This is a genomic window from Faecalicatena sp. (genome assembly GCF_058819085.1).
In genome coordinates this window covers 25,264-48,187 of sequence record NZ_JBZUUL010000026.1, presented here as the reverse complement: position 1 = coordinate 48,187, position 22,924 = coordinate 25,264, and the positions used below count along the sequence as shown (strand labels likewise).

At 44.2% G+C, this 22,924-nt stretch carries 18 protein-coding genes; all 18 read left to right on the top strand.

Going from position 1 to position 22,924, the window contains the following annotated elements; translation table 11 throughout:
• Positions 1-170 precede the first annotated feature (170 nt).
• The 18 genes from recD2 (at position 171) to AC4OGX_RS13490 (ending at position 22,833) form a co-directional block, all read left to right on the top strand.
• Positions 171-2,381: an SF1B family DNA helicase RecD2 gene (gene recD2, locus AC4OGX_RS13575; RefSeq protein WP_493331117.1), complete on the top strand. Its 2,211-nt coding sequence runs from the start codon at positions 171-173 to the stop codon at positions 2,379-2,381.
• A complete protein-coding gene (locus tag AC4OGX_RS13570; protein WP_493331130.1) occupies positions 2,375-3,061 on the top strand; it encodes a double zinc ribbon domain-containing protein in 687 nt (228 codons plus the stop codon). Before recD2 ends, AC4OGX_RS13570 begins: the two co-directional genes overlap by 7 nt.
• 60 nt (positions 3,062-3,121) lie before the next feature.
• The gene (locus AC4OGX_RS13565; RefSeq protein WP_493331116.1) at positions 3,122-3,517 is read left to right on the top strand and encodes a hypothetical protein; all 396 of its coding nucleotides are present in this window, start codon (positions 3,122-3,124) and stop codon (positions 3,515-3,517) included.
• Between the two features lie 3 nt (positions 3,518-3,520).
• Positions 3,521-4,669 carry a hypothetical protein gene (locus tag AC4OGX_RS13560; protein WP_493331115.1) on the top strand — a complete coding sequence of 383 codons (1,149 nt, stop codon included), beginning with the start codon at positions 3,521-3,523 and terminating at the stop codon, positions 4,667-4,669.
• Positions 4,670-4,761: 92 nt separating this feature from the next.
• Entirely contained in the window at positions 4,762-5,589 is an 828-nt protein-coding gene (cdaA, locus tag AC4OGX_RS13555; RefSeq protein WP_493331129.1) for a diadenylate cyclase CdaA, read from the top strand.
• Positions 5,576-6,892: a CdaR family protein gene (locus AC4OGX_RS13550; protein ID WP_493331114.1), complete on the top strand. Its 1,317-nt coding sequence runs from the start codon at positions 5,576-5,578 to the stop codon at positions 6,890-6,892. Before cdaA ends, AC4OGX_RS13550 begins: the two co-directional genes overlap by 14 nt.
• A 17-nt stretch (positions 6,893-6,909) precedes the next feature.
• Positions 6,910-7,185, top strand: coding sequence for an HPr family phosphocarrier protein (locus tag AC4OGX_RS13545; RefSeq protein ID WP_493331113.1), 276 nt, complete (start codon positions 6,910-6,912; stop codon positions 7,183-7,185).
• Between the two features lie 47 nt (positions 7,186-7,232).
• Positions 7,233-8,153: a nucleotidyltransferase family protein gene (locus AC4OGX_RS13540; RefSeq protein ID WP_493331112.1), complete on the top strand. Its 921-nt coding sequence runs from the start codon at positions 7,233-7,235 to the stop codon at positions 8,151-8,153.
• A 104-nt stretch (positions 8,154-8,257) separates the two neighbouring features.
• On the top strand, positions 8,258-10,984 hold the full coding sequence (locus AC4OGX_RS13535) for a BNR repeat-containing protein (RefSeq protein ID WP_493331111.1): 2,727 nt from the start codon (positions 8,258-8,260) through the stop codon (positions 10,982-10,984).
• 68 nt (positions 10,985-11,052) lie between these two features.
• A complete protein-coding gene (locus AC4OGX_RS13530) occupies positions 11,053-13,479 on the top strand; it encodes a glucosaminidase domain-containing protein (RefSeq protein WP_493331110.1) in 2,427 nt (808 codons plus the stop codon).
• 139 nt (positions 13,480-13,618) lie between these two features.
• On the top strand, positions 13,619-15,376 hold the full coding sequence (locus AC4OGX_RS13525) for a glycoside hydrolase family 25 protein (RefSeq protein ID WP_493331109.1): 1,758 nt from the start codon (positions 13,619-13,621) through the stop codon (positions 15,374-15,376).
• A 257-nt stretch (positions 15,377-15,633) separates the two neighbouring features.
• Entirely contained in the window at positions 15,634-16,353 is a 720-nt protein-coding gene (gene ispD / locus AC4OGX_RS13520; RefSeq protein WP_493331108.1) for a 2-C-methyl-D-erythritol 4-phosphate cytidylyltransferase, read from the top strand.
• 16 nt (positions 16,354-16,369) lie between these two features.
• Positions 16,370-17,221, top strand: coding sequence for a LicD family protein (locus tag AC4OGX_RS13515; RefSeq protein WP_493331107.1), 852 nt, complete (start codon positions 16,370-16,372; stop codon positions 17,219-17,221).
• Between the two features lie 50 nt (positions 17,222-17,271).
• Entirely contained in the window at positions 17,272-18,720 is a 1,449-nt protein-coding gene (locus AC4OGX_RS13510) for a flippase (protein ID WP_493331106.1), read from the top strand.
• A 25-nt stretch (positions 18,721-18,745) separates the two neighbouring features.
• The gene (locus tag AC4OGX_RS13505; protein ID WP_493331105.1) at positions 18,746-19,816 is read left to right on the top strand and encodes an NAD-dependent epimerase/dehydratase family protein; all 1,071 of its coding nucleotides are present in this window, start codon (positions 18,746-18,748) and stop codon (positions 19,814-19,816) included.
• A gap of 3 nt (positions 19,817-19,819) precedes the next feature.
• A complete protein-coding gene (locus AC4OGX_RS13500; protein WP_493331104.1) occupies positions 19,820-20,710 on the top strand; it encodes a glycosyltransferase family 2 protein in 891 nt (296 codons plus the stop codon).
• A complete protein-coding gene (locus AC4OGX_RS13495) occupies positions 20,691-21,776 on the top strand; it encodes a glycosyltransferase (protein ID WP_493331103.1) in 1,086 nt (361 codons plus the stop codon). Before AC4OGX_RS13500 ends, AC4OGX_RS13495 begins: the two co-directional genes overlap by 20 nt.
• Positions 21,777-21,783: 7 nt before the next feature.
• Positions 21,784-22,833, top strand: coding sequence for an acyltransferase family protein (locus AC4OGX_RS13490; RefSeq protein WP_493331102.1), 1,050 nt, complete (start codon positions 21,784-21,786; stop codon positions 22,831-22,833).
• Positions 22,834-22,924 lie beyond the last annotated feature (91 nt).

Below are 22,924 nucleotides of genomic sequence, written 5' to 3'. Positions count from 1 at the left end.
AGATTTCGAGAGGCAGAACAGATTTCAAGTGTCAGATAAAAAGGAATGGGACAGACTACTTCGAGAAGGATAGGGAGGAGTCTGTCTTAACTTATTTTAGCTCATTACGAAAGCGATGCGGATTTCAGCTCATCCGTTTTGACGGTAATTGTTCTGGTTAGGAGGAGATTGTGGAAGTCGTTACTGGGTACGTGGAACACATAGTATATAGAAATGAGGATAACGGGTATACCGTGTTCAATCTGGACAGTGAGGATGGGGAAGTGACCTGTGTGGGGAACTTTCATTACATAAACGAAGGGGAAATGCTGGAGATTCAGGGAGAGTATGTAAATCATAGTGTTTACGGCAGTCAGCTCAAGGTGAATTCTCACAAAGTTAAGGAGCCGGAGGACCTTGTGTCTATTGAACGATATCTGGGGTCCGGTGCCGTCAAGGGGGTCGGAGCAGCGCTTGCAGCCAGGATCGTAAGACGTTTCAAAGAGGATACCTTCCGCATCATTGAGGAGGAGCCTGAGCGTCTGGCGGAGGTGAAAGGTATCAGTGAGCGCAAGGCCAGGGAGATCGCTGAGCAGGTGGAGGATAAAAAAGATATGCGCAAGGCCATGATCTATCTGCAGAAGTATGGTATTTCCACCACCCTTGCTGTTAAGATATATAAGTATTATGGTTCCAAGCTATATCAGGTTCTGGAAGAAAATCCATATCAGCTTGCAGATAATATAGAGGGAGTTGGATTTAAGACAGCAGATGAGATCGCATCCCGTATCGGGATACACACGGACTCGGATTTTCGGATCCGCAGCGGAATCTTTTATACTCTCCAGCAGTCAACGGGCGAAGGGCATATCTATCTTCCGCAACAGCTTCTGGCAGCCCGTGCAGGACAGCTTTTGGGTGTACAGATCCAGGATGTGGAAAAGTATATCATGGATCTGTGCATTGAACGGAAAGTAGTACGGAAAGAGGAGCAGGGCGAAATACGCATCTATCCGGCACATTTTTATTATCTGGAGCTGAACACAGCAAGGATGCTCCATGACCTTAACATCGACTGTAATATGCCGGAGGACATGATGGAGAAACGGCTTCGCAAGGTGGAGGAGAAGGAATCGATCCTGCTGGATCCAATGCAGCACCGCGCAGTCATAGAATCTATCAAGCATGGTCTTTTGATCCTGACCGGAGGTCCGGGAACGGGAAAGACAACGACCATCAATACGATGATCCAGTTTTTTGAAAGTGAAGGGATGAGTATCCTTCTGGCTGCTCCGACGGGACGGGCGGCAAAAAGGATGACGGAGGCTACCGGGTATCAGGCTCAGACGATCCATCGTCTGCTGGAGGTCAACGGTAATCCGGAGGAAGAGGGGAATGTCAACGGTTTTATGAGAAACCGCCAAAATCCTCTTGAGACGGATGTTTTGATCATCGATGAGATGTCCATGGTGGACCTGACGTTAATGCACGCTCTTTTGTCGGCTGTTGTGGAAGGTACCAGGCTGATCCTGGTGGGAGATGTCAACCAGCTGCCGTCTGTTGGCCCCGGGAGTGTATTAAAGGATATCATTGCCTCGGGCAGCTTCCCTGTTGTCACATTGAAAAAGATTTTCCGACAGGCAGGAGAGAGTGATATTGTTGTTAATGCGCATAAGATCAATGCAGGCGAGCAGGTCATTCTGAATAATAAGAGCCGGGATTTCTTCTTCCTGAAGCGTCAGGAGGCAGATGTGATCATCAGCGTTGTCATTACGCTGATCCAGAAGAAGCTGCCCAAATATGTAAACGCGGCCCCCACCGATATTCAGGTGATGACACCGACAAGAAAGGGACTTCTGGGAGTGGAGCGGCTAAATACCATCTTGCAGCGCTATCTGAATCCACCTGCGCCAGAAAAGGCAGAAAAGGAATTTGGGGATAAATTGTTCCGTATTGGGGATAAAGTGATGCAGATCAAGAATAACTACCAATTAGAGTGGGAAATCTGTACAAAATTCGGACTGACTGTGGATAAAGGGACAGGAATTTTTAATGGGGATATGGGAATCGTGACGGATATCAACACTTATGATGAGACGTTGGAAGTGGAATACGATGAAGGCCGTAAGGTAAAGTATCCAAATGAATTACTGGATGAACTGGAACTGGCCTATGCGATCACCGTACATAAATCGCAGGGAAGTGAATATCCGGCGGTCATTATCCCGCTTCTTCCCGGACCAAGGCTTTTATACAACCGGAACCTGCTGTATACAGCTGTGACACGTGCTAAAAAATGTTTAACTATCGTGGGGAGTGAAACGACATTTCAAGATATGATACAAAACAAAAACGAACAAAACCGTTATACCAGCCTGGCAGAGCGTATTCAGGAATTTTAGATCTGCTGTATCCTCCCATCTGCCCCTTCTGCGGCAGGATCACGGATAAAGGAATCTGTCCATCCTGCAGGCAGAAGCTACCCTATGTCAGTGAACCGCGCTGTATGCGCTGTGGGAAACCTCTGGAGAAGGAAGAGCAGGAATACTGCCGCGACTGCAGCAGACATTCCTCCTATTATGAGCAGGGATACAGCATCTGGCTGCATAAGCCGCCGGTTTCACAGGCTGTGTATGGATTAAAGTATAAGAACAAAAGAAGATATGGAAAAGTGTTTGCTCAAGAGATGGCCCAATGCTATGGAGATCAGATCAAAAGATGGGGGATCCAGGAGATCATCCCGGTTCCGCTGCATAGGCGCCGCCAAAGAAGGCGGGGATATAATCAGGCCGCTATTCTGGCGGAAGAGCTGGGAAAGCTTGTGCATATTCCTGTGAATGAAAAGGCCATTTTCCGGATTCGAAATACCAGGCCGCAGAAGGAGTTAGATGATGCACAGCGGGCAGGGAATCTGAAAGGTGCTTTTGCAGTGGCAGGACAGAAGAAGGTAAAGCCAGTGGTGCTGGTCATAGACGACATATATACAACAGGCAGTACGATACAGAGAGTGGCGAAAATGTTGAAAACAGCAGGCGCTGAAAAAGTATATTTTTTGACTATAAGCATTGGACAAGGGCTCTGACAGTATGCTATACTAAAAATGATGTTTACTGAAAGCATAAGAATACTTCGAGGTGAAGACATGTTAGATAAAAACCGTATCAGACTGATGACGAAGATGGCACAGTATGAGAAGTCACTGGCGCCGGAGGATTTAAAGATCAGCAGTTATTATAAAAAGGATTATGCAAGCCTGAATACCCTGATCACAGTGATCTGGATCACGATCGGATATGCCCTGGCGGCGGGGCTTGTCATACTATGCAACGTGGATGCACTGTTGAAAGACCTGACGATGACTAAGCTGTTCATCATGATCGCAGTTGCAGTCGGAACTTACATCATACTGCTTGTTGTATACTGTGTATGTGCCAGCAGTTTTTATAAATCGAAGCACAATAAAGCAAAGCAGCGTGTTAAGATGTATTACCGAGATTTATCCCGTCTGGGAAAGATGTATATGAAGGAGAAGAATTAGAAAATGAGTACTTTACTTGTCTGGAAAGAGCAGCTTCAAAAGATATATGCAAAATATTCCACCTATATTATGAAGGCACTGCAGTTTATTTTAGGACTATGTGTCTTCGGCCTCATAAATTCGAATATCGGTTTTATGAAAGCCGCTTCTTCTATCCTGTGTACGATCGGGCTTTCTGTCGTGTGTGCCTTCCTGCCGCTTGTAGTGATGGTGATCGCAGCAACAGTTCTCGTGCTTCTGCATTTTTATGCACTGTCGATGCCGATCGCACTGGTATCGTTGGTTATCTTCCTGATCATGTACATTTTCTACTTTCGGTTCACACCTAAAAAGGCATGGCTCGTGTTGCTGACACCTGTTGCATTTGCCCTGAAGGTGCCTCTCGTGATTCCTGTGGCGTTTGGGCTTTTAGGATCGCCTATCTGGGTACTTCCGGCTGCTTTTGGAACGATCGCATATTACATGATCCATTTTGTAAAGGTATCCTCTGCCGCTTATAAAGGCGGAGATGCAAAAAATCTTGTAGAGGGCTTGATGGCATTTACGAAGCAGTCCTTGAACAATAAAGAGATGTGGGTGATGGTACTGGCGGTGTCTATTGGCCTCCTTATTGTGTATGCCATTCGGACACGCTCCTTTAACCATGCGTGGAAGATTGCCTCTGCATTGGGGGCAGTAGCTTCGATCATCGTAGGAGCAGCGGGAAATATTGCCATGAACGTGCATCTGTCATATGGTATTTTGGCAGGCAGCGGCGTGGCAGCGATCGCTGTGGGGCTGGTTTTGGAATTTTTATTCTTTTCCGTGAATTATGCCCGGACAGAACGTATGCAGTTTGAGGATGACGAATATTATTATTATGTAAAGGCAGTTCCGAAGATCGGGGTGTCTGCACCGGAGATGAGCGTTAAGCATATTAATGAACGGAAGGAACAGGCGGATTCACAGGAGACGGTGGTGATAGATCCGCAGGATGTGGAGCAGGCGGCGGAATTGCAGAAACGTCCTCCGAGAAAGAAGAGACCTGCGCCAAAGCCGAGAAACCAGGTGAGAAAAGTCGATCATGCGAGAGCTGCGGACGAGATCCTTCTGACAAGAAGTCTGACAAGGGAGCTTGGCTTAGATAATCTGGAAGATGAATTAAATAAATAATTTAGAAAATATCAGGGAGTATATAGAGTAAGACAGGAGGTGGCATAGTGGAACAGTGGATAAGAAGATTTTTTGACAATTATGTGAATGACATGTACTTTCCGAATGTGCACCTGACGGATATTATTGAGATTCTGATCGTTGCTGTGATCGTTTATGAGATCATGCTCTGGATCAAAAACACAAAGGCGTGGATGCTTTTAAAGGGTATGATCGTTCTAGCGTTATTCATCCTGGTTGCTGCGATCTTTCAAATGCATACAATCCTGTTTCTGGCCAGAGAATCGATCAATGTACTGGCGATTGCCGCTGTGGTCGTGTTTCAGCCGGAACTGCGCCGGGCTTTGGAGAAGCTGGGGGAGAAGAATCTGCTCAGTAATATCAACTTATTTGACAGGAACAAGGAAAACCAGCGCTTTTCAGATGAGACTGTGGAGAGTCTGGTGAAGGCTTGTTTTGATATGGGGAGTGTCTGTACAGGAGCTTTGATCGTAGTGGAACAGGCGATACGCCTTACAGAATATGAGATGACGGGAATCGAACTGGATTGTAAAGTATCCTCCCAGGTGCTGCTTAACATTTTTGAGCATAACACACCGCTGCATGACGGTGCAGTGATCATCCGGGGAGACAGGATCACGTCCGCGACGTGTTATCTGCCGTTGTCGGACAATATGCAGATCAGCAAGGATTTAGGAACCAGGCACAGAGCTGCACTGGGGATGAGCGAGGTGAGCGATGCTCTCATCATTGTTGTTTCAGAGGAGACAGGACAGGTATCCGTAGCAATGGGCGGACAGCTGGCGAGAGGAATTACGCCGGAATACCTTGCGACAAGGCTGAGCCAAATCCAGTATAGAACCTCAGAAGGGAAGAAATTTACTATACGGAAAGGACGGCAGAAACATGAAGAAATATAAGTTTACAGATAATCTCGGACTCAAGATCATGGCTTTTGTTTTTGCAGCCCTTTTATGGCTGGTAGTTGTCAATATAGATGATCCTGTAGAGAGTGCGACCTTTCGGAATGTACCGGTGACCCTGCAGAATACTCAGATCGTGAAGAACGGCGGGGATACCTATACGATCCAGGATGATACACAGACAGTCAGTGTGGTGGTAACTGCCAAGCGTTCTATTTTATCAAAGATCACGACAGGCAGCATCCAGGCTACTGCTGATTTTGCCGAGATGCAGATGGAATCACTGGTTCCGATCAAGGCATCATTAACGGGTTACGATAAATATACGGCGGAAGCCACACCAAATAATCTGAAAGTAAAAATAGAAAAGTATACGAGTAAAGTATTCCCGCTGACGGTGAGTGCATCTGGAGCACCGCGCGATGGACATGTGGTCGGAGAATTTACACCAAATCCGAATAAGATCCAGGTAAGCGGCCCGGAATCTTTGGTCAATAGTATTGATAAAGCGGTGGCAAAGGTAGATGTTTCCGGTATTTCGAAATCGAGTGTTCTGCCGGCCGAATTGATGTATTATAGCAGCAGCAGTAACGTGATCGAGGGCAGCCAGCTGACCAATAATCTGGGGAAAGAAGGTGTCACAGTTAATGTAAATGTACTGAATACCAAAAATCTGTCTTTGAAATTCTATGTATCGGGCATGCCGGAGGACGGATATGTCTTCAGCGGGCTCACATGTGAACCGGAAAAGATACAGGTATGTGGTACAGCAGAAGCATTGTCTGGAATTTCGTCACTTGAGATACCGGGATCAGAGCTTGATATTACCGGTCTGAATAAAAAGATGGAGAAGACAGTGGATATCCTGCCGTATCTGCCAGAAGGAATCGATCTGGTGGATGAGACGGCCAATAATGTGATCGTAACAGTGAGCATAGAAGAAGCAGGTACGCGGACGATTGAGCTTCCGGCGGAGTCTATCCGTGTGGATAATTTAAAGGATGATCTGTTGATCTCTTATGATAAGGATACGAAGATCGAGCTGCAGTTTCGAGGCCCGAAGCAGGAGCTGGATGCGCTTGATCTAAAGGATGCGGTGTATATCGACATGAAGAACTGGGGAAAGCCGGGGAGATATGACGTGCCTGTCAATGTGAAGCTGCCGGATGAAGTACAGGCAGAAGTAACGTTGTCTAAGCGCCCGAGTGTTAAGGTGACTGTAAAGGAAAAAGAGGACAATACAGGTTCTACAGACTCCACCGAACTGACGGAGTCGGCAGAACAGAAGGATAAAGATTAAGGGAGGGCAGCACAGAGATGGTTAGTGAAAAAGTGATTATCAAGAATCCGACAGGCCTTCATCTCAGACCGGCAGGGTTGTTCTGTAAGACTGCGATGCAGTATGGCTGCAAGATTACAGTAGAGAAGAAGAACAAGCATGAAGATGTGACGGCCAATGCCAAGAGTGTGTTAAGTGTACTTGGCGCATGCATCAAAAGCGGGGATGAGATCAGGATCGTATGTGAAGGGGAGGATGAAGAAGCAGCCCTTAAGGAAATGGTCCGTATCGTTGAGGATGGCCTTGGAGAGTAAGACTTTTAGAGAAAAGGAAAATAAGGAACAGTGCAAGGAGAAGGAAAATGAGTAAAGCTACATTAGTGATCATGGCAGCGGGAATCGGAAGCAGATTTGGAGGCGGAATCAAACAGCTGGAGCCGGTAGGGCCAAATGGTGAGATTATCATGGATTATTCGATCTATGATGCAATGGAGGCTGGATTCGACAAAGTGGTCTTTGTCATCAGGAAAGACTTAGAGAAGGATTTTAGAGAGGTTATCGGCAACCGTATTGAAAAAGTAGTAGATGTTGATTATGCTTTCCAGGAGGTAGACGATATTCCACAGCCATACAAGGAGACTTTCAAAGAAAGAACGAAGCCATGGGGGACCGGGCAGGCAATCCTTAGCTGTAAGGATGTAGTGGACGCTCCGTTCCTGGTTATTAATGCAGATGATTATTATGGAAAAGAGGCATTTAAAGAAGGCTTTGAATATCTGACCAGTGCACCAAAGGATGGTGCCAGGGAAATCTGTATGATCGGATTTGTACTCAGGAATACTCTGAGTGATAATGGAGCAGTTACACGCGGCATCTGTGAGGTTGGAGATGACGGAATGCTTACAAAGATCGTTGAGACACACAATATTGAAAAAGTGGAGGGCGGTGCAGCCGTACGCAGGGAGGATAGCCTGGAAATAATTGATGTTGATTCAGCTGTTTCCATGAACATGTGGGGCTTAAGACTAGATTTCTTCCAGATACTGGACAGTGGATTCCAGGAATTTTTGAGTAAAGTCGAGCCGGAGAATTTAAAGGCGGAATACCTTCTCCCAACAATTATAGGGGAGCTGTTGGAAGAAGGAAAATTAGCAGTTAAGGTATTAAAATCACATGATAAGTGGTTTGGAGTAACTTATAAGGAAGACAAAGACGCTGTTGTTGCAGCGGTAAGGGGATTGATCGATGCGGGAGTTTATCCGGAGAAGTTATTTGCGTATTAAAAAAAGTGAGAGGCATGTGCATCCGTGATGGGTGCATGTGCTTTTGTGCGTTTTTAGACGGGTGGAAGAAAATGGGAAGAGGAAAGGAATAGACAGAATAAGATATGAAATGGAAAAAAGGGGCTTATCTCTTAACTGCTCTTCTAATCAGTGTTTCTAATGTCACTTATGCGGAAGAACCAGATAATAGTCAAGAAACCTATGAAGAGTCAGAAACTGGGCAGGAGGATGTACAGGATCCAAAGCAGGAAATGCAGGAGAATGAAAATCCACCGCATGGGGATGAGACGGGACAACAGGCAGGGGAACCAGAGGCTGAACCTCCGATAGAAGAATCACAATCTGAATCACAACAGTCGGAAGAGCCAAAAGCGGAAGAGGCAAAAGAGGAACAGCAAGGAGAAGAACAAGCTGATACAGAGGAAGATCAAAAAGACTATGTCATCTGGGGAAGAGGAAGAGGAATCACCCCGGCAACATTGAAAAGTGATCATGACCAGTTCGCAGCTATCTCTTCGGGGCTGGATATCGTGGGGATAGAAGCAGCAGCGAAGAAAAAGCTTGATTCTTATGTGAGTCAGAAAGATATTCAAACGGATTTCGGCAGGCTTGTTGGTCAAGGACAGATAAAGAATACTAATACGGCCTTTTATGAATATGAGAAAGGTCTGGTTGTTACATCACAGTATGGTACATTCCGAATCGAGCTTCCTATGTTGAATACATTTCTTACAAGCGGCGGGCTGGCAGCAATCGGTGCTCCGATGGAAGAACAGACGGCAGATGATGGGTATATACGCCAAAAGTTTGAAAAGGGCCTTTTATCATGTGAAATAGAAAAACATCCGGATACTTTAGCAGTACGAAGAGGCAACACATATTACTTTAAAAACACATTAGGTAATGGTCCGGCAGATAAAGTAATCGCATATGGCAGAAAAAATGATACAGTCTTGATAGGGGACTGGGACGGAGATGGTCTGGATACACTTTGTGTCAGACGTGGAAATGCATATTATTTTAAGAACAGTATGTCAGGCGGTGAAGCAGATTCAGTTGTAAATTATGGGCGTTCAGGTGATAAAGTTTTAGTGGGCGACTGGGATGGAGACGGTCGTGATACACTTTGTGTTAGAAGAGGAAATACATACTACTTTAAAAATAGTATATCTGGTGGAAAAGCGGATCATGAAGTTTACTATGGCAGAAAAGCAGATGATGTACTGATCGGCGATTGGGACGGGGACGGACTAGATACGCTTAGTGTACGCCGTGGAAATATTTATTATTTGAAAAACAGCATAAGCAGTGGAAAAGCAGACGCCGAAATTGCCTATGGAAGAAGGACGGACAAGGTTTTGGTGGGAGACTGGGACGGCGATGGAAAGGATACACTATGCGTCCGCAGAGGGAACACCTACTATATAAAGAACAGTATACAAAATGGAGTGGCCGACCAGACCGTTTTTTATGGAAAGTCTAATGATATCACTTATTCAGGTAAGTGGATAACAGGTAATAAAGTTGAAGTTCCAGAGGCACAGAATCTAAAGTTTAATCAGTCGCATGGGTTTACCTATAGTCAGCTGACACAAGCTTACGCAGGAAACAGTGTAAATGCGGCATCATTCAGGAAGAGCGCAGTGACCACATATGTGGATGGAGCGGGGAATGAGATACAATATTCTGCATATTACGATTTCTATGGTACAATTGTGCTGGCTAAACGGGTGAATGAAGAGCCGTGGGAATATCAGTGGACAGGTTATAAAGGCAGTTTTACAGATGCCCATAATGTGATCTCTCTTGCTGTTGACGGTGCGGGATATCTCCATATTGCGTGGAGTGAACATTCGGGCAGATTGTTATATGCCAGGTCCGCATCTTCCGGCTCTATGAACATGACTAAGATGCAGATGATCGGAACGCTTGAGGACCGGGTAACATATCCGGAGTTTTATGTGCAGCCGTCAGGAGATATGTTTTTCTTATATAGAAATGGCAGTTCAGGGAATGGCAATATCGTATTAAACAGATACATTACAGCATCAGGTACATGGCAGCGTGTACAGGATAATCTCATCTCAGGTGAAGGCAGGATTTCACCGTATTGGCAGGCGTGTGTTGATGCCGCAGGCAGACTGCATATCTCCTGGGTATGGAGGGAGACAGGTAATGTTGTCACAAACTATAACATGTCATATGCAGTGTCAACGGATGCAGGGGGAACAGCTTTTGTAGATTCAGCCGGTAAGGCAAAGAAGTTACCGATCACAGAATCCACTGCGGAGGTAATCTGTGAGATTCCAAGGAACAGTTCACTGATCAATCAGACCTCCATGTCAGTGGATGGGGAAAACAAACCATATATCATTTCCTATTGGCGTGTGAACGGTGTGGTCCAATACAATATCATACGATTCACAGGAACAAAATGGATCATATATAACACGGACATTCGGACAACTGATTTTGATCTGACAGGAGTGGGAACCAGGCAGCTTCCATGCGGCAGACCTCAGATTCTGGTAGATGGGATTGGTGATGATGCAAAGATTTATGTGCTTTTCAGGGATGATGAGAGAGGCGGGAAAGCTTCTATCGCGAAACTGCGGGTGCAGGATACGGAGATTTTCACAGAGAAGATGATCGATATTACAGACTCTACATTGGAAGAGTGGGAACCAAACTTTGATCTTTCTCTCTGGAATCAAAAGAGGGAACTTCATATTTTCCTGCAGAAGGAGTACTTTAATGTTGATGGAGCCGGAAAACGGAACAACGCAGAGTATGTATATGTAGTAAATGCAACTTCATTTTTGAATGAGTAACAAAAGATTAGTGATAGGTAATGTAACAAATGTGTAATTAAAGAAAGGGTAATGAAAAGGGTGAGTAAATGAAAAAACGACTTTTAGCCATAGGGTTGTGTGTCTGCCTGAGTTTTGGAATGTTTTCGTCATTAGGTGTAGAGACATATGCGGAAGAAATAAGTAATACTGCTGGGCAGACAGAAGAACAGCAGACAGTAGGGAATACAACAGAAAATTCGATTCCGGATGCGGGAAATACAAACGGAGAGTCAGGGGATACGCAAGACAAAGCTGATGACACAAATAACTCCAATGAGGCGGCTGATACAGTTGAGAATCAACAGACTCCTCCGTCACAGGAGGCATCGAATCCGGAAAGCGAAACACCGGGAGAAGAGCAGCAGGAGAAAGAACCTGAGGCAGAGGAAAATACGGAGGAGCAGAATGCACAGTATACTCCGGTAGAAATCCAATGTATGGATGAAGACGGTAATATATTTTATATTACGGATGATGTGTCTCCGGTTGTGGATTCCGTAGAATACAGATCACGTGCAGTGAGCGATAAGATCGTGAATCTGCGTGCAAAGAAGGATGGGACTCCTGTAGATGGCAATAAAGTGATGGAATACCAGGAATATGGAACAAAAGAAGCGGGGTATCTGAATGGCACGGTAGCTGCTGATGCCGCATATTTAGGAACTCAGGGCGGTATGGTCAGGTTTATGATCAGCGGTGTAATAGGAGAAGTAAAGGAATCAGAGGTGCAGGTAGTAAATAAAAGTGACAAAATGAATATCAGCAGCTATTATACAAATGGTACTTATTTATACCATAAGGTCAGCTCAAACTTAAATTCCAATATATCAAGTTTACTGAATGTAGGTCTGCGCCAGTCATATATGTCCACTGGAACAACATATTACAGCTATGACGGACATTATTTTTATACGGATTACTCTGTGATGCTGGATGATTACAGGAATAATACCAGAAAACGTTCCATCAACCCGACGGCACCGTACTATAATTATTATCAGTATCTGCCGATGCGCAGCACGACCACATACTCAGCGTCACGTCTGACAAGCCTGATTAATGCAAAAACTGAGAATTATTCTAAAATGAGAAATCTTGGGGACAGTTTAGTATCCAATCAGAATACATATGGCGTCAATGCACTGCTGATGGCAGGATTGGCTGCAAATGAAAGTGCCTGGGGAAAAAGCCAGATCGCTTTGCAGAATAATAATCTTTTTGGATTAAATGCTATCGATAGTTCTCCGGGGGCAAATGCTGATAAATACTCTGACCCAAATGCGTGCGTACGGAGTTTTGCAGAAAGCTGGATGTCTAAGAGGTACTTAAATCCTAATAATAGTAATTATTATGGTGGCTATTTTGGTAATAAGGCAAGCGGAATAAATGTAAAATATGCATCTGATCCATATTGGGGGGAAAAGGCTGCTGCCTGTGCATGGATATTAGATGCAGATGGTACAGACAGAAATAAGTATACGATCGGTGTGAAAGATATTAATGGAATCGACCACACTGATATGAATATAAGGAAAGAAAGCAGTGCCTCTTCAACAAAAATCTTTTCCACAGGAAAACAGACTACGCAGGCATTTCTCCTTTTGGGTGAAGAGAACGGGTTTTATAAGATCCAGAGTGATCCGGTGCTGAACAGTGAAAGGACTGCTATTCATCCAAAATCGGGAACATACAGGTTCCAGTCCATGTACTTATATGCGAGCAAAGATTATGTAACTCTGGCAGCCGGAGGGAAGGATTTTGCGGCACCAAAGCCTTCTGATAATTCAGCACAGGAGATACCTAATGCAGATACACTGGCGGTCAGGAGAGGCAATACCTATTATTTCAAATACAGCCTGTCTGATGGTGAGGCTGACCTTACAATTCCATATGGTAAAGCGAGCGACGAGGTTTTGATCGGAGACTGGGATGGTGACGGAGTAGATACCTTATGTGTACGGAGAGGAAATGTATACTACTTTAAAAACAGTTTAGAAGCAGGAGAAGCCGATGCTGTTGTTTATTATGGAAGAAGGAATGACCAGGTACTTGTTGGAGATTGGAATGGAGACGGTAAGGATACCTTATGTGTGCGGCGCGGAAATACATATTACATAAAAAACAGTATTGCAGACGGGGAAGCGGATGTGACTATTCCATATGGCAGGTCAGCAGATAATGTGTTGGTAGGAGACTGGGATAAGAATGGAACAGATACCTTATGCGTGCGCCGCGGCAATTATTACTATTTCAAGAATAATCTCCAGAGCGGAGAAGCGGATGCTACGATTCCGTATGGCAGATCTGCGGATAATGTGCTGGTAGGAGACTGGGATGGTGATGAAGCAGATACCTTATGCGTAAGACGTGGAAATACCTACTATATAAAGAACAGTATCGATGGTGGCGAAGCAGATTCTGTTGTTGTATATGGCAGAAAAAATGATATTACTTATGCAGGAACATGGAAGTAAAAAAATTAGAGTATAGGGCCAATAGCTTCCCAGCGTTAAAAAGCCCTTTTAAGGAGAGTCTGATTGAGATATGACAGAAAGGATGACACGATTGAAGAAGAACAAGAGAAGACTAACCGCATCAGTTTTAGGAGTTTGCATGTTGATAGGATGCCTGGCAGTGCCCATGCCTGTCAAAGCAGAGGAATTACCTCCAGTGGAAACTACCAAAGCGGCAGAGGAAGCTGGAGATGTAAATCAGCCAGAGGGGACAACAGAGGAAAATGGACAGCCGAACACGGATACAGAGATAAACGATACATCAGATCAGGAGCAGGCAGATAGTAAGCAGGCAGCGAACGAAGGTACAGAGACAGGGCAGACAGGAGAAAATACAGACAATGGACAGACACAGGATACCGTAGACGGTATGGAAAGTACACCGCCTGACGAGGAGACCGGTGGAACCGCGGAAGAAGATGTACTTTCAGAACAACAGGGACTAAAAGCCAACAGCTGGCGTTTCCGGGATGGTGAAATGTTGATGACACCTCAGTATAGATCGAGAGCAGGCTCTTATCCGCATGCATGGGAGAAGGTAAATGGTGTTTATATGAACAGTGCAGGCGAACCGATCGAGGGGGCATTAGAAAAAGGGATTGACGTCAGTTATGCGCAGGGGAAAATTGACTGGGAAAAAGTAAAGGCAGATGGAATAGACTTTGCGATCATACAGTGCGGATACGGCAATGACTATGCAAGCCAGGATGATAAGTACTGGGCATATAATGTATCGGAGTGTGAACGGCTCGGTATTCCGTACGGTGTTTATATTTATTCCTATGCAACGAATGTAAAGATGGCAAAAAGTGAGGCAGAGCATGTACTGCGGCTGCTCAATGGGCATAATCCTACCTATCCCGTTTATTTTGATATGGAAGATGACTCAACGAAAGATGTGAAGCCGGAAATAAAAGGACAGATGGCAGAGACATTTTGTAATACAGTCTCAGTACAGGGGTATGATGTCGGAATCTATGCAAATCTAAACTGGTGGAATACACAGCTTACCAGCCCGAAATTTCAAAATCCGTCATGGTCTAAGTGGGTTGCGCAGTATAATGTTACCTGTGATTACGATGGGGAATATGATATCTGGCAGGCTACATCAGAGGGGACAGTAGATGGAATCAATGGAAGAGTAGATGTGAACTTTTGGATGAATCCTAATAAACGATACGGGGAATCAGGTGCCACATTGGCTGTAAGGAGAGGAAACGAATATCACTTTAAATATTCATTGGGAAATGGACCGGCAGATCTGGTCATAAACTATGGTAATTCGAATGATATTATTCTGGTAGGTGACTGGGATGGTGACGGAGTAGACACACTGTGTGTCCGCCGTGGTAATACTTATTATTTCAAAAACAGTCTGTCAAGTGGAGAAGCTGATAAGGTAGTGAGTTATGGACGCCGTAATGATGAGGTGTATGTAGGTGATTGGGATGGTGACGGAGTAGATACTTTATGTGTGCGCCGCGGGAATACCTATTATATCAAAAACAGCTTATCTGACGGAGCAGCGGACAGGGTTGTTGCTTATGGAAAATCGGCAGATTCTATTCTGACAGGTGATTGGGATGGTGATGGAGTAGATACCTTATGCGTCCGTCGGGGAAATACATATCACGTAAAGAACAGTCTGTCTAATGGTGCAGCAGACGCTGTCATCCCTTATGGAAAATCATCCGATGTCATTATAGTAGGTGACTGGGATGCAGATAGGATGGACACGTTGTGTGTAAGGAGAGGCAGCGAATATCATTTTAAGAATTCCATACAGGCCGGTGAGGCAGATCAGATAATCGTATACGGTAAAAAGACAGACACCGTATATGCCGGAAAATGGAGATAAAAAAAGAAAAGCGTAAATAACTTCTAGCGGGAAAATAAGTGGGAGACATCAAGGATTTAGAGATGCCAGGACACTTATTTTCCCGCTGTTTTGTTTGAGAACACAGTCTTTAAAATTTAAAGCTTTTAAACTTTGAGTATTTTAAAATATAATCTTTAATTTTATCCTTAAAATTCAGCAGTTGCCTGTACCTTGAAATAGTGTTATACTTTACAGATGTGAAAATGTATTTTCTTAATATGTTAGGAGTAGATGAAATGAATTATGCGGTGATTTTTGCAGGAGGGACCGGGACAAGGATGAATACTAAAACCCTTCCCAAACAATTCTTGAAATTACATGGAAAAGAAATTATCATATATACACTTGAGCATTTTGAGAATCATCCAGAGATAGATGGGATTTCTGTTGTATGCATTGATGAATGGATCGAGTATCTGAAAAAGCTTCTTGATAAATATCAGATTCGAAAGGTAAAGTGGATCTCACCCGGAGGAAGCACAGGACAGGAATCTATTTATCATGGTCTGGATGCTATGAGAGGTGATATCGATGAGAATTCTATCGTATTGGTACATGATGGAGTCAGACCGTTGATCGATGCAGAACTGATCTCTGAAAATATCAAAGTGGCGAAAGAAAAAGGATGTGCCGTGACGGTCGTACCTGCAACAGAGACAGTCATGCTCGTGGATGATAATGGGCAGATCGTAGAAAGTGTTGACAGACACAAATGCCGCGTGGTACGCGCCCCTCAGAGCTTTGTTTACCGGGATCTTTTAAAAGCGCATGATGAAGCAAGAAATCAAGGGATCAATACGATCATAGACTCTGCCACTATGATGTCAGTCGCTGGATATTCTTTGAATCCAGTGGTTGGAAAACCGGACAATATTAAAATAACAACCCCTTCGGATTATTATACATTCCGGGCAATTGTGGAAGCAGAAGAGAACTCTCAGATTTTCGGATATTAGGAGATGGTGGTATTATATGGAACAATTTTATGATCAGGAGACGTTAGCAAAGGTACAAAAGACGCAGGCGGGAATTTTGAAAGATGTTCTGGATTTATGTGAAAAGCATGTCATAGATGTCTTCATTATTTTTGGCAGTGCCCTCGGGGTGGTGCGCCATCAGGGATTCATTCCATGGGATGATGATATTGATATCGGTATTTTCAGGGAAGATCTGCCGCGTTTTGTGAAGGCAGCAAAGGAGGAACTGGGAGAAAAGTATGAGTTCCTAACCTGTGAGACCAACCTGAATTATGCCTGTACGGTAACACATTTTCAGAAAAAGGGAACTAAGTTTGTATCCAGGGATGTGAAGAACTGTGACTATACTCCGGGGATCAACATTGATATTTTTATATATGACCATCTGGCTGACGGGTGTCTGGCAAGGAAACGGCAGTTTTTTATGACATGGTTCCTGGGCCGTCTGTTATACTTAAGCGGAAAGGGAATCCCTTTTATTCCTTACACCGGATTCAAAAAGAAGGCCGCCGAGTTGATCTGCAGCATGGTACGTTTGGGATTACGGATCCTGCATATTACTCCGCTTAAAGTGTATCGAAGATTCCAGAAGGAGTCCCAGCGGTATAATAAGCAGAAGACAGAGTGTTATTGTGCATTTGAGACACCGAAGCCGTGGTTGAATGCAATGAAAAAGAGTGATGTATATCCATTGAAGAAGATGCCTTTTATGGATTTCTTTGTGTATATTCCGAAGAATACGGATCAGCTTCTGACCAGGATCTTCGGAGACTATATGCAGCTGCCGCCAGAGGATAAACGGATCAATCACAGGCCTTATGAGATTGATTTTGGGGAAGAAAAATAATTATGATCGGAGCAGATATCAGCCAGTGGCGGTCTGTTTGGAGGCAAAATATGCGTCAAAAATCGATTACTGTTAATCTTATTACGAATGGGATCAAGACGCTGATGAGCGTACTGTTCCCGTTGATCACCTTTCCCTATGCATCCCGGGTGCTGGGGACGGTCGGCATAGGTAAGGTAAGCTATGCCGCCTCTATTATTTCCTATTTTTCCCTGATCGCCTCTCTTGGGATCAACACATATGCAGTCCGGGAGGGAGCCAGGATCAGGGATGATAGGGAAAAGTTCAATAAGTTTGCAAAAGAGATTCTAAATATTAATCTGTTTACTACGGTCGTCTCATATGCACTTCTGATCATTTTTTTAAAGATGCCTGTATTGACAGGGTATAAGACCTTGCTGGTCATCTCAAGTGCGGGGATTGTGTTCACGACCATCGGGATGGAATGGCTTTTTGTTATCAAGGAAGAGTATACCTATATTACGAAGAGGGCGATTCTTTTTCAGATATTATCGCTGGTTCTGTTGTTTCTGCTCGTAAGGAGCAAAGAGGACTACTATTGGTATGCTGCATTGACCGTGATCTCATCCGGTGGATCGGCAGTTCTGAATCTGTGGCATTCACGGAAGTTTGTAGACTGGCGGAAACATCATGTTTATGAATATAAAAAGCATTTCAAGCCAATTTTTTTAATCTTTGGTACAAGCCTTGCATCCAGCATCTATATGACTATGGATACGACTATGCTTGGAGCAATGAGGGGAGATTCTGCAGTAGGTGTGTATACGGCAGCGGTAAAGATCAATCTGGTAGTCAGTACGCTGATTGGAACCATTTCCTCGACTATCCTGCCCAGAGTTTCCTATTATATAGGAAACGGGCTGAAGAAAGAATATGAGAGGCTGATGAAGTCCTCCATGGATATTCTTCTTATGATATCGGTACCTGCAGCGGTCGGAATGATCTGTACCAGCGATATTTTGATCCTTTTGTTCAGTGGTGCTGAGTTCCTGGCGGGTACAATGGCGGCAAAGATCCTTTCTGCAAAGGTACTGGTGGGGGCAGTCAACAGAGTGTTTGCCTACCAGATCTGTACACCTTATAAGAAAGATAGGGAGGTTTTGATCTCCACGGCCAGCGGGGCAGTCTTTAATCTGTTTGCGAATGCGGTGCTGATTCCGACGGTTGGGGTCACCGGTGCGGCCATTGCAACGCTTTGCTCGGAGCTGGTGGTTTTTCTGGTACTTGCAAAGTATGCAAAGGATCTGTTAAAGATCGGCCCCTTGTTTCATCGGATGCCGGTCTATTTGACTGCAAGTATCTGGTTTTTTGGGGCACGCTTGTTTGTCCATCAGTTTTCACTAAGCCAGACTGTGGAACTGGTCATCACAGTAGCAGTCAGCATGTGTGGATACTTTGGGATTCTGCTATTGATCAAAGATCCATATCTACATCAGTATATCAATAAATTTTTGAGAATATTGAAACAGAAACATTAGAAGGAAAAGGAGCAGGACGAAGAATATGGAAGAATGCTTGAAGAACTCAAAACAACAGGAAGACCTGGATTTGATCGCACAAAGCAGCCTTGATTTCGAAAAGTACAGGAATGCAAGTATCTTTGTGACAGGCGCCACAGGTCTGATCGGATCCTCCTTGGTTAAAAGTTTTTTATGCTGCAACAGGAAAAGAAACTTAAATATCCATGTGATCGCAGCCGTGAGAAGCCGGGATAAAGCAGAGTCAGTCTATGGCGAATTGCTGAAAAGAGAAGAACTGGAGCTCTATATAGGAGATATCATTGATCCGGTACAGTATGGAGGACCGATCGACTATATGTTTCATACTGCTAGTATTACGACATCAAAACTGATGGTGGAGCATCCGGTCTGCACCATTGAAACTGCCTATCAGGGAACAAAGAATATCCTGGAGCTTGCCCGGGATAAGAAAGTTCGGGGACTTGTGTATGTGTCTTCTATGGAGGTTTATGGGATCCCCGATCCGGATCTGGAATTTGTTAAGGAGGAGAATCTGGGCTATATCGACATCGGAAGTGTAAGAAGCAGCTATTCAGAAGGCAAGAGAATTTGTGAGTGCCTGTGTACGGCATATGCTTCGGAATATAAAGTACCGGTCAGGACGGCCAGACTTGCCCAGACATTTGGAGCAGGAGTGCTTCCGAGTGATAACCGGGTCTATGTGCAGTTTGCAAAAAGTGCAGTGAACCGTGAAGATATCGTTCTTCATACAGAAGGAACCTCCGAGGGGAATTATTGCTACACACGCGATGTGATAAAGGCATTGATCCTCTTGGGATATAAAGGAGAGAACGGAGAAGCTTACAATATAGTAAATGAGGAGACGCATATGCAGATACGCCATATGGCGGCTCTGGTGGCAGAAAAGATTGCAGGTGGAGAGATCTCAGTCAGATTTGAGATCCCTGAATCCACGCTTGCATTCGGATACGCTCCGGCAGTGAAGATGAAGCTTAGCGGCGCAAAGATGCGTTCTCTAGGGTGGGAGCCAGAGGTTAGCCTGGTTAAGATGTATGAACGGATGATTTATGATATGACGCATCAAGAGGGGTAAAAAGTGGACGTAGTATTTGTGATTTTACATTATATGGCAATAGATGTGACAATGAAAAGTGTCGAGTACATTACGGAGAATATCGATACAAACCAGTATCATATTGTGATAGTAGACAACGCTTCAGGCAATGGAAGCGGGGAAGAACTGAAAGCTTTCTATCTGGACCGCGGTGACGTAACTGTACTGATCAATGAGGAGAATCTGGGATTTGCCAAGGGGAATAATGTGGGATTCCGGTATGCAAGGAAAACATGGAATCCAGATTATATCGTGCTGATGAATAATGATGTATTTCTTATGGAAAAGTCTTTTCTGGAGAAGACCGCCCGGGAGTATGAGAAGAGTCATTTTGCCGTGATGGGGCCTATGATCCTGACCAAAGACGGAACCTGTGATTGTAATCCTTTAAAGAGTGAATTTAAGGAGATCGAGGATATTGACCGAAAGATACGTCATTATAAGAAAGATCTGAAAAGATACAGATATCGTTACGCCTCCCTTTATTATAAGCTGGCGGCATTCAAAGGAATACTGGTCAATTATAAAAAGAAGAGCAAGGATTTTTACAGCCGTACACAACAAGTGAAGCTGCACGGATGTTTTCTCGTCTTTTCGCAGGAGTATATGCACTCCTTTGATGGATTGGATGAGAGTACTTTTCTGTTCTGGGAGGAAGAATTCCTTTATAAACACATGATGGAAAATGGAAAAGTAATGGCTTATGATCCGGATATCGTGGTCCTGCATCTGGAGGATGCATCAACTGATTATTCCATGCCAGGAAGAAGAGAGAAAATGATCTTTATGCTGGAGCATTATCTGGATTCATTGGAAAGTTTAAAACAAGTATATTTGAAATATGAGGGCAGAGATGGAGAACCAAGTGAGTAGTATACCGAAAATATCGGTTATTGTTCCGGTGTACAATATCAAAGAGGAGTACCTCCGGAAATGTATCGAGAGTTTGATGGCTCAGACATTGGAAGAGATCGAGATTATCATGGTTGATGACGGATCTACGGATGCATCGGGAGCGGTCTGCGATGAGTATGCCGAAAAGGACCATCGGATCCAGGTGATTCACCAGAATAACCAGGGGGTAGCTGTAGCGAGGAATACAGCTCTTAAGGCGGCAGCCGGAGAATGGATCACTTTTGTGGATGCGGATGACTGGTGTGAACTCAGTATGTGTGAAGAAATATTGAAAAAGGCAGAGGAGATCAGATGTGAGATTCTGATCTTTACAAATTATGCAGTAAAGCCGGATCAGGTGACCGCCAGAAACCAGTTTTTTGCTCATGATATCGAGCGCCTTAACGACCAGTTAAAAAATGAGGCAGAGTTGAAGACTATGGTCCGTTCACACCCCGGCTTTTCCTTCCAGCCCCCAGAAAACATGATGGGCGGTACGTGGTGTAAGCTGATCAATCATGCGTTTCTGAAAAAGACGGGGATACGCTTCGAGCCGGAGCTGGTGAGATCACAGGATATTATCTTTTATCTGAATCTGTTTGAGCAGGCTGAAAAAATCTCATATTTTGACAGACCGCTGTATTACTACAGATACAATTTAGAATCTGTGTCAAAGAGATATCGGAAGGATGCATATAAGATATTTATGATTGTTCTGAAAAAACAGGAAGAATTTATTCAAAAATATCATAAGCCGGAATTATTCAAGGAAGTGTTTGCAAAGGGAGTCATGGTAACAGTGGGAACCTGCATGCGTACCGATTTTATGCATGAGGAGAATCACGAGAGGTTCTGCATTAAATGTGCCCGTGTGAGGAGAATGATCAGACAGCAGCAGGTAAAAGACGTCTTACAGGGGCCTGACTATAAAACCTTGAATCAATTTCAGCTGATACAGAAGAGACTGTTGAAATATAATCTGGTGGAATTGTTTTTGATTTTATTTAAAGTGAATAGTGCAGTCTTGAAAATAAGTCGGAGGTAAGAGACAAATGCAGAAGAGAAGACACGAGGAGTTTACATGGAAAAGCCTGAGTACTTACAGAAGTCAGATCATGGGAATCGGGATCATCTGGGTCATGTTATTCCATGGGATACAATTATATCCCCGGGTACTCAATATTTTTCCGCTGATTGGCAATATTATGAACCGCGGGATGATGGGAGTGGAGATCTTTCTATTTGTTTCCGGGATCGGATTGTACTATTCATTTACTAAGGATGACCGTATAAAGTCTTTTTACTTGAAACGGATCGACCGAGTCCTGATCCCGTACCTGATTATTTCATTTCCTTTCTGGCTGTGGCAGGATATCTGGGTAGGCAGAAGTGTGAAAAAATTTCTGCTGGATATCACTCTGGTTTCCTTCTGGAAGGAGGGGGATCGTACGATGTGGTATATCGCGCTTATCCTTTTGTTGTATGCAGCATATCCCTTATTATATAAGCTGTTTTTAAAGGATGCAGGCGCTGCCAGAAAAGGAATTTTTTTGGTGGGGTCCATCCTTCTGCCCTGGCTGGTTTACTGGATTGGTCCTTTACATTTTTCAAAGATAGAAATTGCCATCTGGAGAGTGAGCAGTTTTGCACTGGGGTGCGTGGCTGCAAAGTGGATTATGGAAAGTAAAAAGCTGCAGATATGGCATGTGTTGCTCCCTGCTGTTATATCGGCAGGACTGATCAAGCTTACAACGACGATGACCGGCCCGGCGAGGATACCCGGCGTACCAAGGTTGATGTATCTGCCGATAGCATTGTTTTTGTGCCTGGTAGTCAGCCTTATTTTAAAACTTTTGAATTTTGAATGGCTAAACAAATTCTTGGGGGCAGCAGGCAAGTATTCCCTGGAGCTGTATATGATCCATATTTTTGTGAAGCTCATATACATCCATTACTTTTTCGAGGAAGGGAAATTGTCAACTGTACAGGGAGTCATCATATGGTTGCTGATCATGGCTCTTAGTGCACTGCTCAGTGTGGGAGCGCATTATGCATTGCAAAATGTGGGAGTGACCAGGTTCTTTAAGAAGCGGGAAAAGTAGAATGATAGCAGATGCTCTTCTTTATAGCAAAACGAGAGCACCGTCTTGATTGACGATACACTCGTTTTGAGTTGCACCCCGTATGGTATCT

Excerpts from the sequence above, each read along its gene's own strand:
- AC4OGX_RS13565 (WP_493331116.1), top strand. The coding sequence starts at position 3,122 with ATGTTAGATAAAAACCGTATCAGACTGATGACGAAGATGGCACAGTAT.
- AC4OGX_RS13560 (WP_493331115.1), top strand. The coding sequence starts at position 3,521 with ATGAGTACTTTACTTGTCTGGAAAGAGCAGCTTCAAAAGATATATGCA.
- cdaA (WP_493331129.1), top strand. The coding sequence starts at position 4,762 with ATGTACTTTCCGAATGTGCACCTGACGGATATTATTGAGATTCTGATC.
- AC4OGX_RS13550 (WP_493331114.1), top strand. The coding sequence starts at position 5,576 with ATGAAGAAATATAAGTTTACAGATAATCTCGGACTCAAGATCATGGCT.
- AC4OGX_RS13545 (WP_493331113.1), top strand. The coding sequence starts at position 6,910 with ATGGTTAGTGAAAAAGTGATTATCAAGAATCCGACAGGCCTTCATCTC.
- AC4OGX_RS13540 (WP_493331112.1), top strand. The coding sequence starts at position 7,233 with ATGAGTAAAGCTACATTAGTGATCATGGCAGCGGGAATCGGAAGCAGA.
- AC4OGX_RS13535 (WP_493331111.1), top strand. The coding sequence starts at position 8,258 with ATGAAATGGAAAAAAGGGGCTTATCTCTTAACTGCTCTTCTAATCAGT.
- AC4OGX_RS13530 (WP_493331110.1), top strand. The coding sequence starts at position 11,053 with ATGAAAAAACGACTTTTAGCCATAGGGTTGTGTGTCTGCCTGAGTTTT.
- AC4OGX_RS13525 (WP_493331109.1), top strand. The coding sequence starts at position 13,619 with ATGTTGATAGGATGCCTGGCAGTGCCCATGCCTGTCAAAGCAGAGGAA.
- ispD (WP_493331108.1), top strand. The coding sequence starts at position 15,634 with ATGAATTATGCGGTGATTTTTGCAGGAGGGACCGGGACAAGGATGAAT.
- AC4OGX_RS13515 (WP_493331107.1), top strand. The coding sequence starts at position 16,370 with ATGGAACAATTTTATGATCAGGAGACGTTAGCAAAGGTACAAAAGACG.
- AC4OGX_RS13510 (WP_493331106.1), top strand. The coding sequence starts at position 17,272 with ATGCGTCAAAAATCGATTACTGTTAATCTTATTACGAATGGGATCAAG.
- AC4OGX_RS13505 (WP_493331105.1), top strand. The coding sequence starts at position 18,746 with ATGGAAGAATGCTTGAAGAACTCAAAACAACAGGAAGACCTGGATTTG.
- AC4OGX_RS13495 (WP_493331103.1), top strand. The coding sequence starts at position 20,691 with ATGGAGAACCAAGTGAGTAGTATACCGAAAATATCGGTTATTGTTCCG.
- AC4OGX_RS13490 (WP_493331102.1), top strand. The coding sequence starts at position 21,784 with ATGCAGAAGAGAAGACACGAGGAGTTTACATGGAAAAGCCTGAGTACT.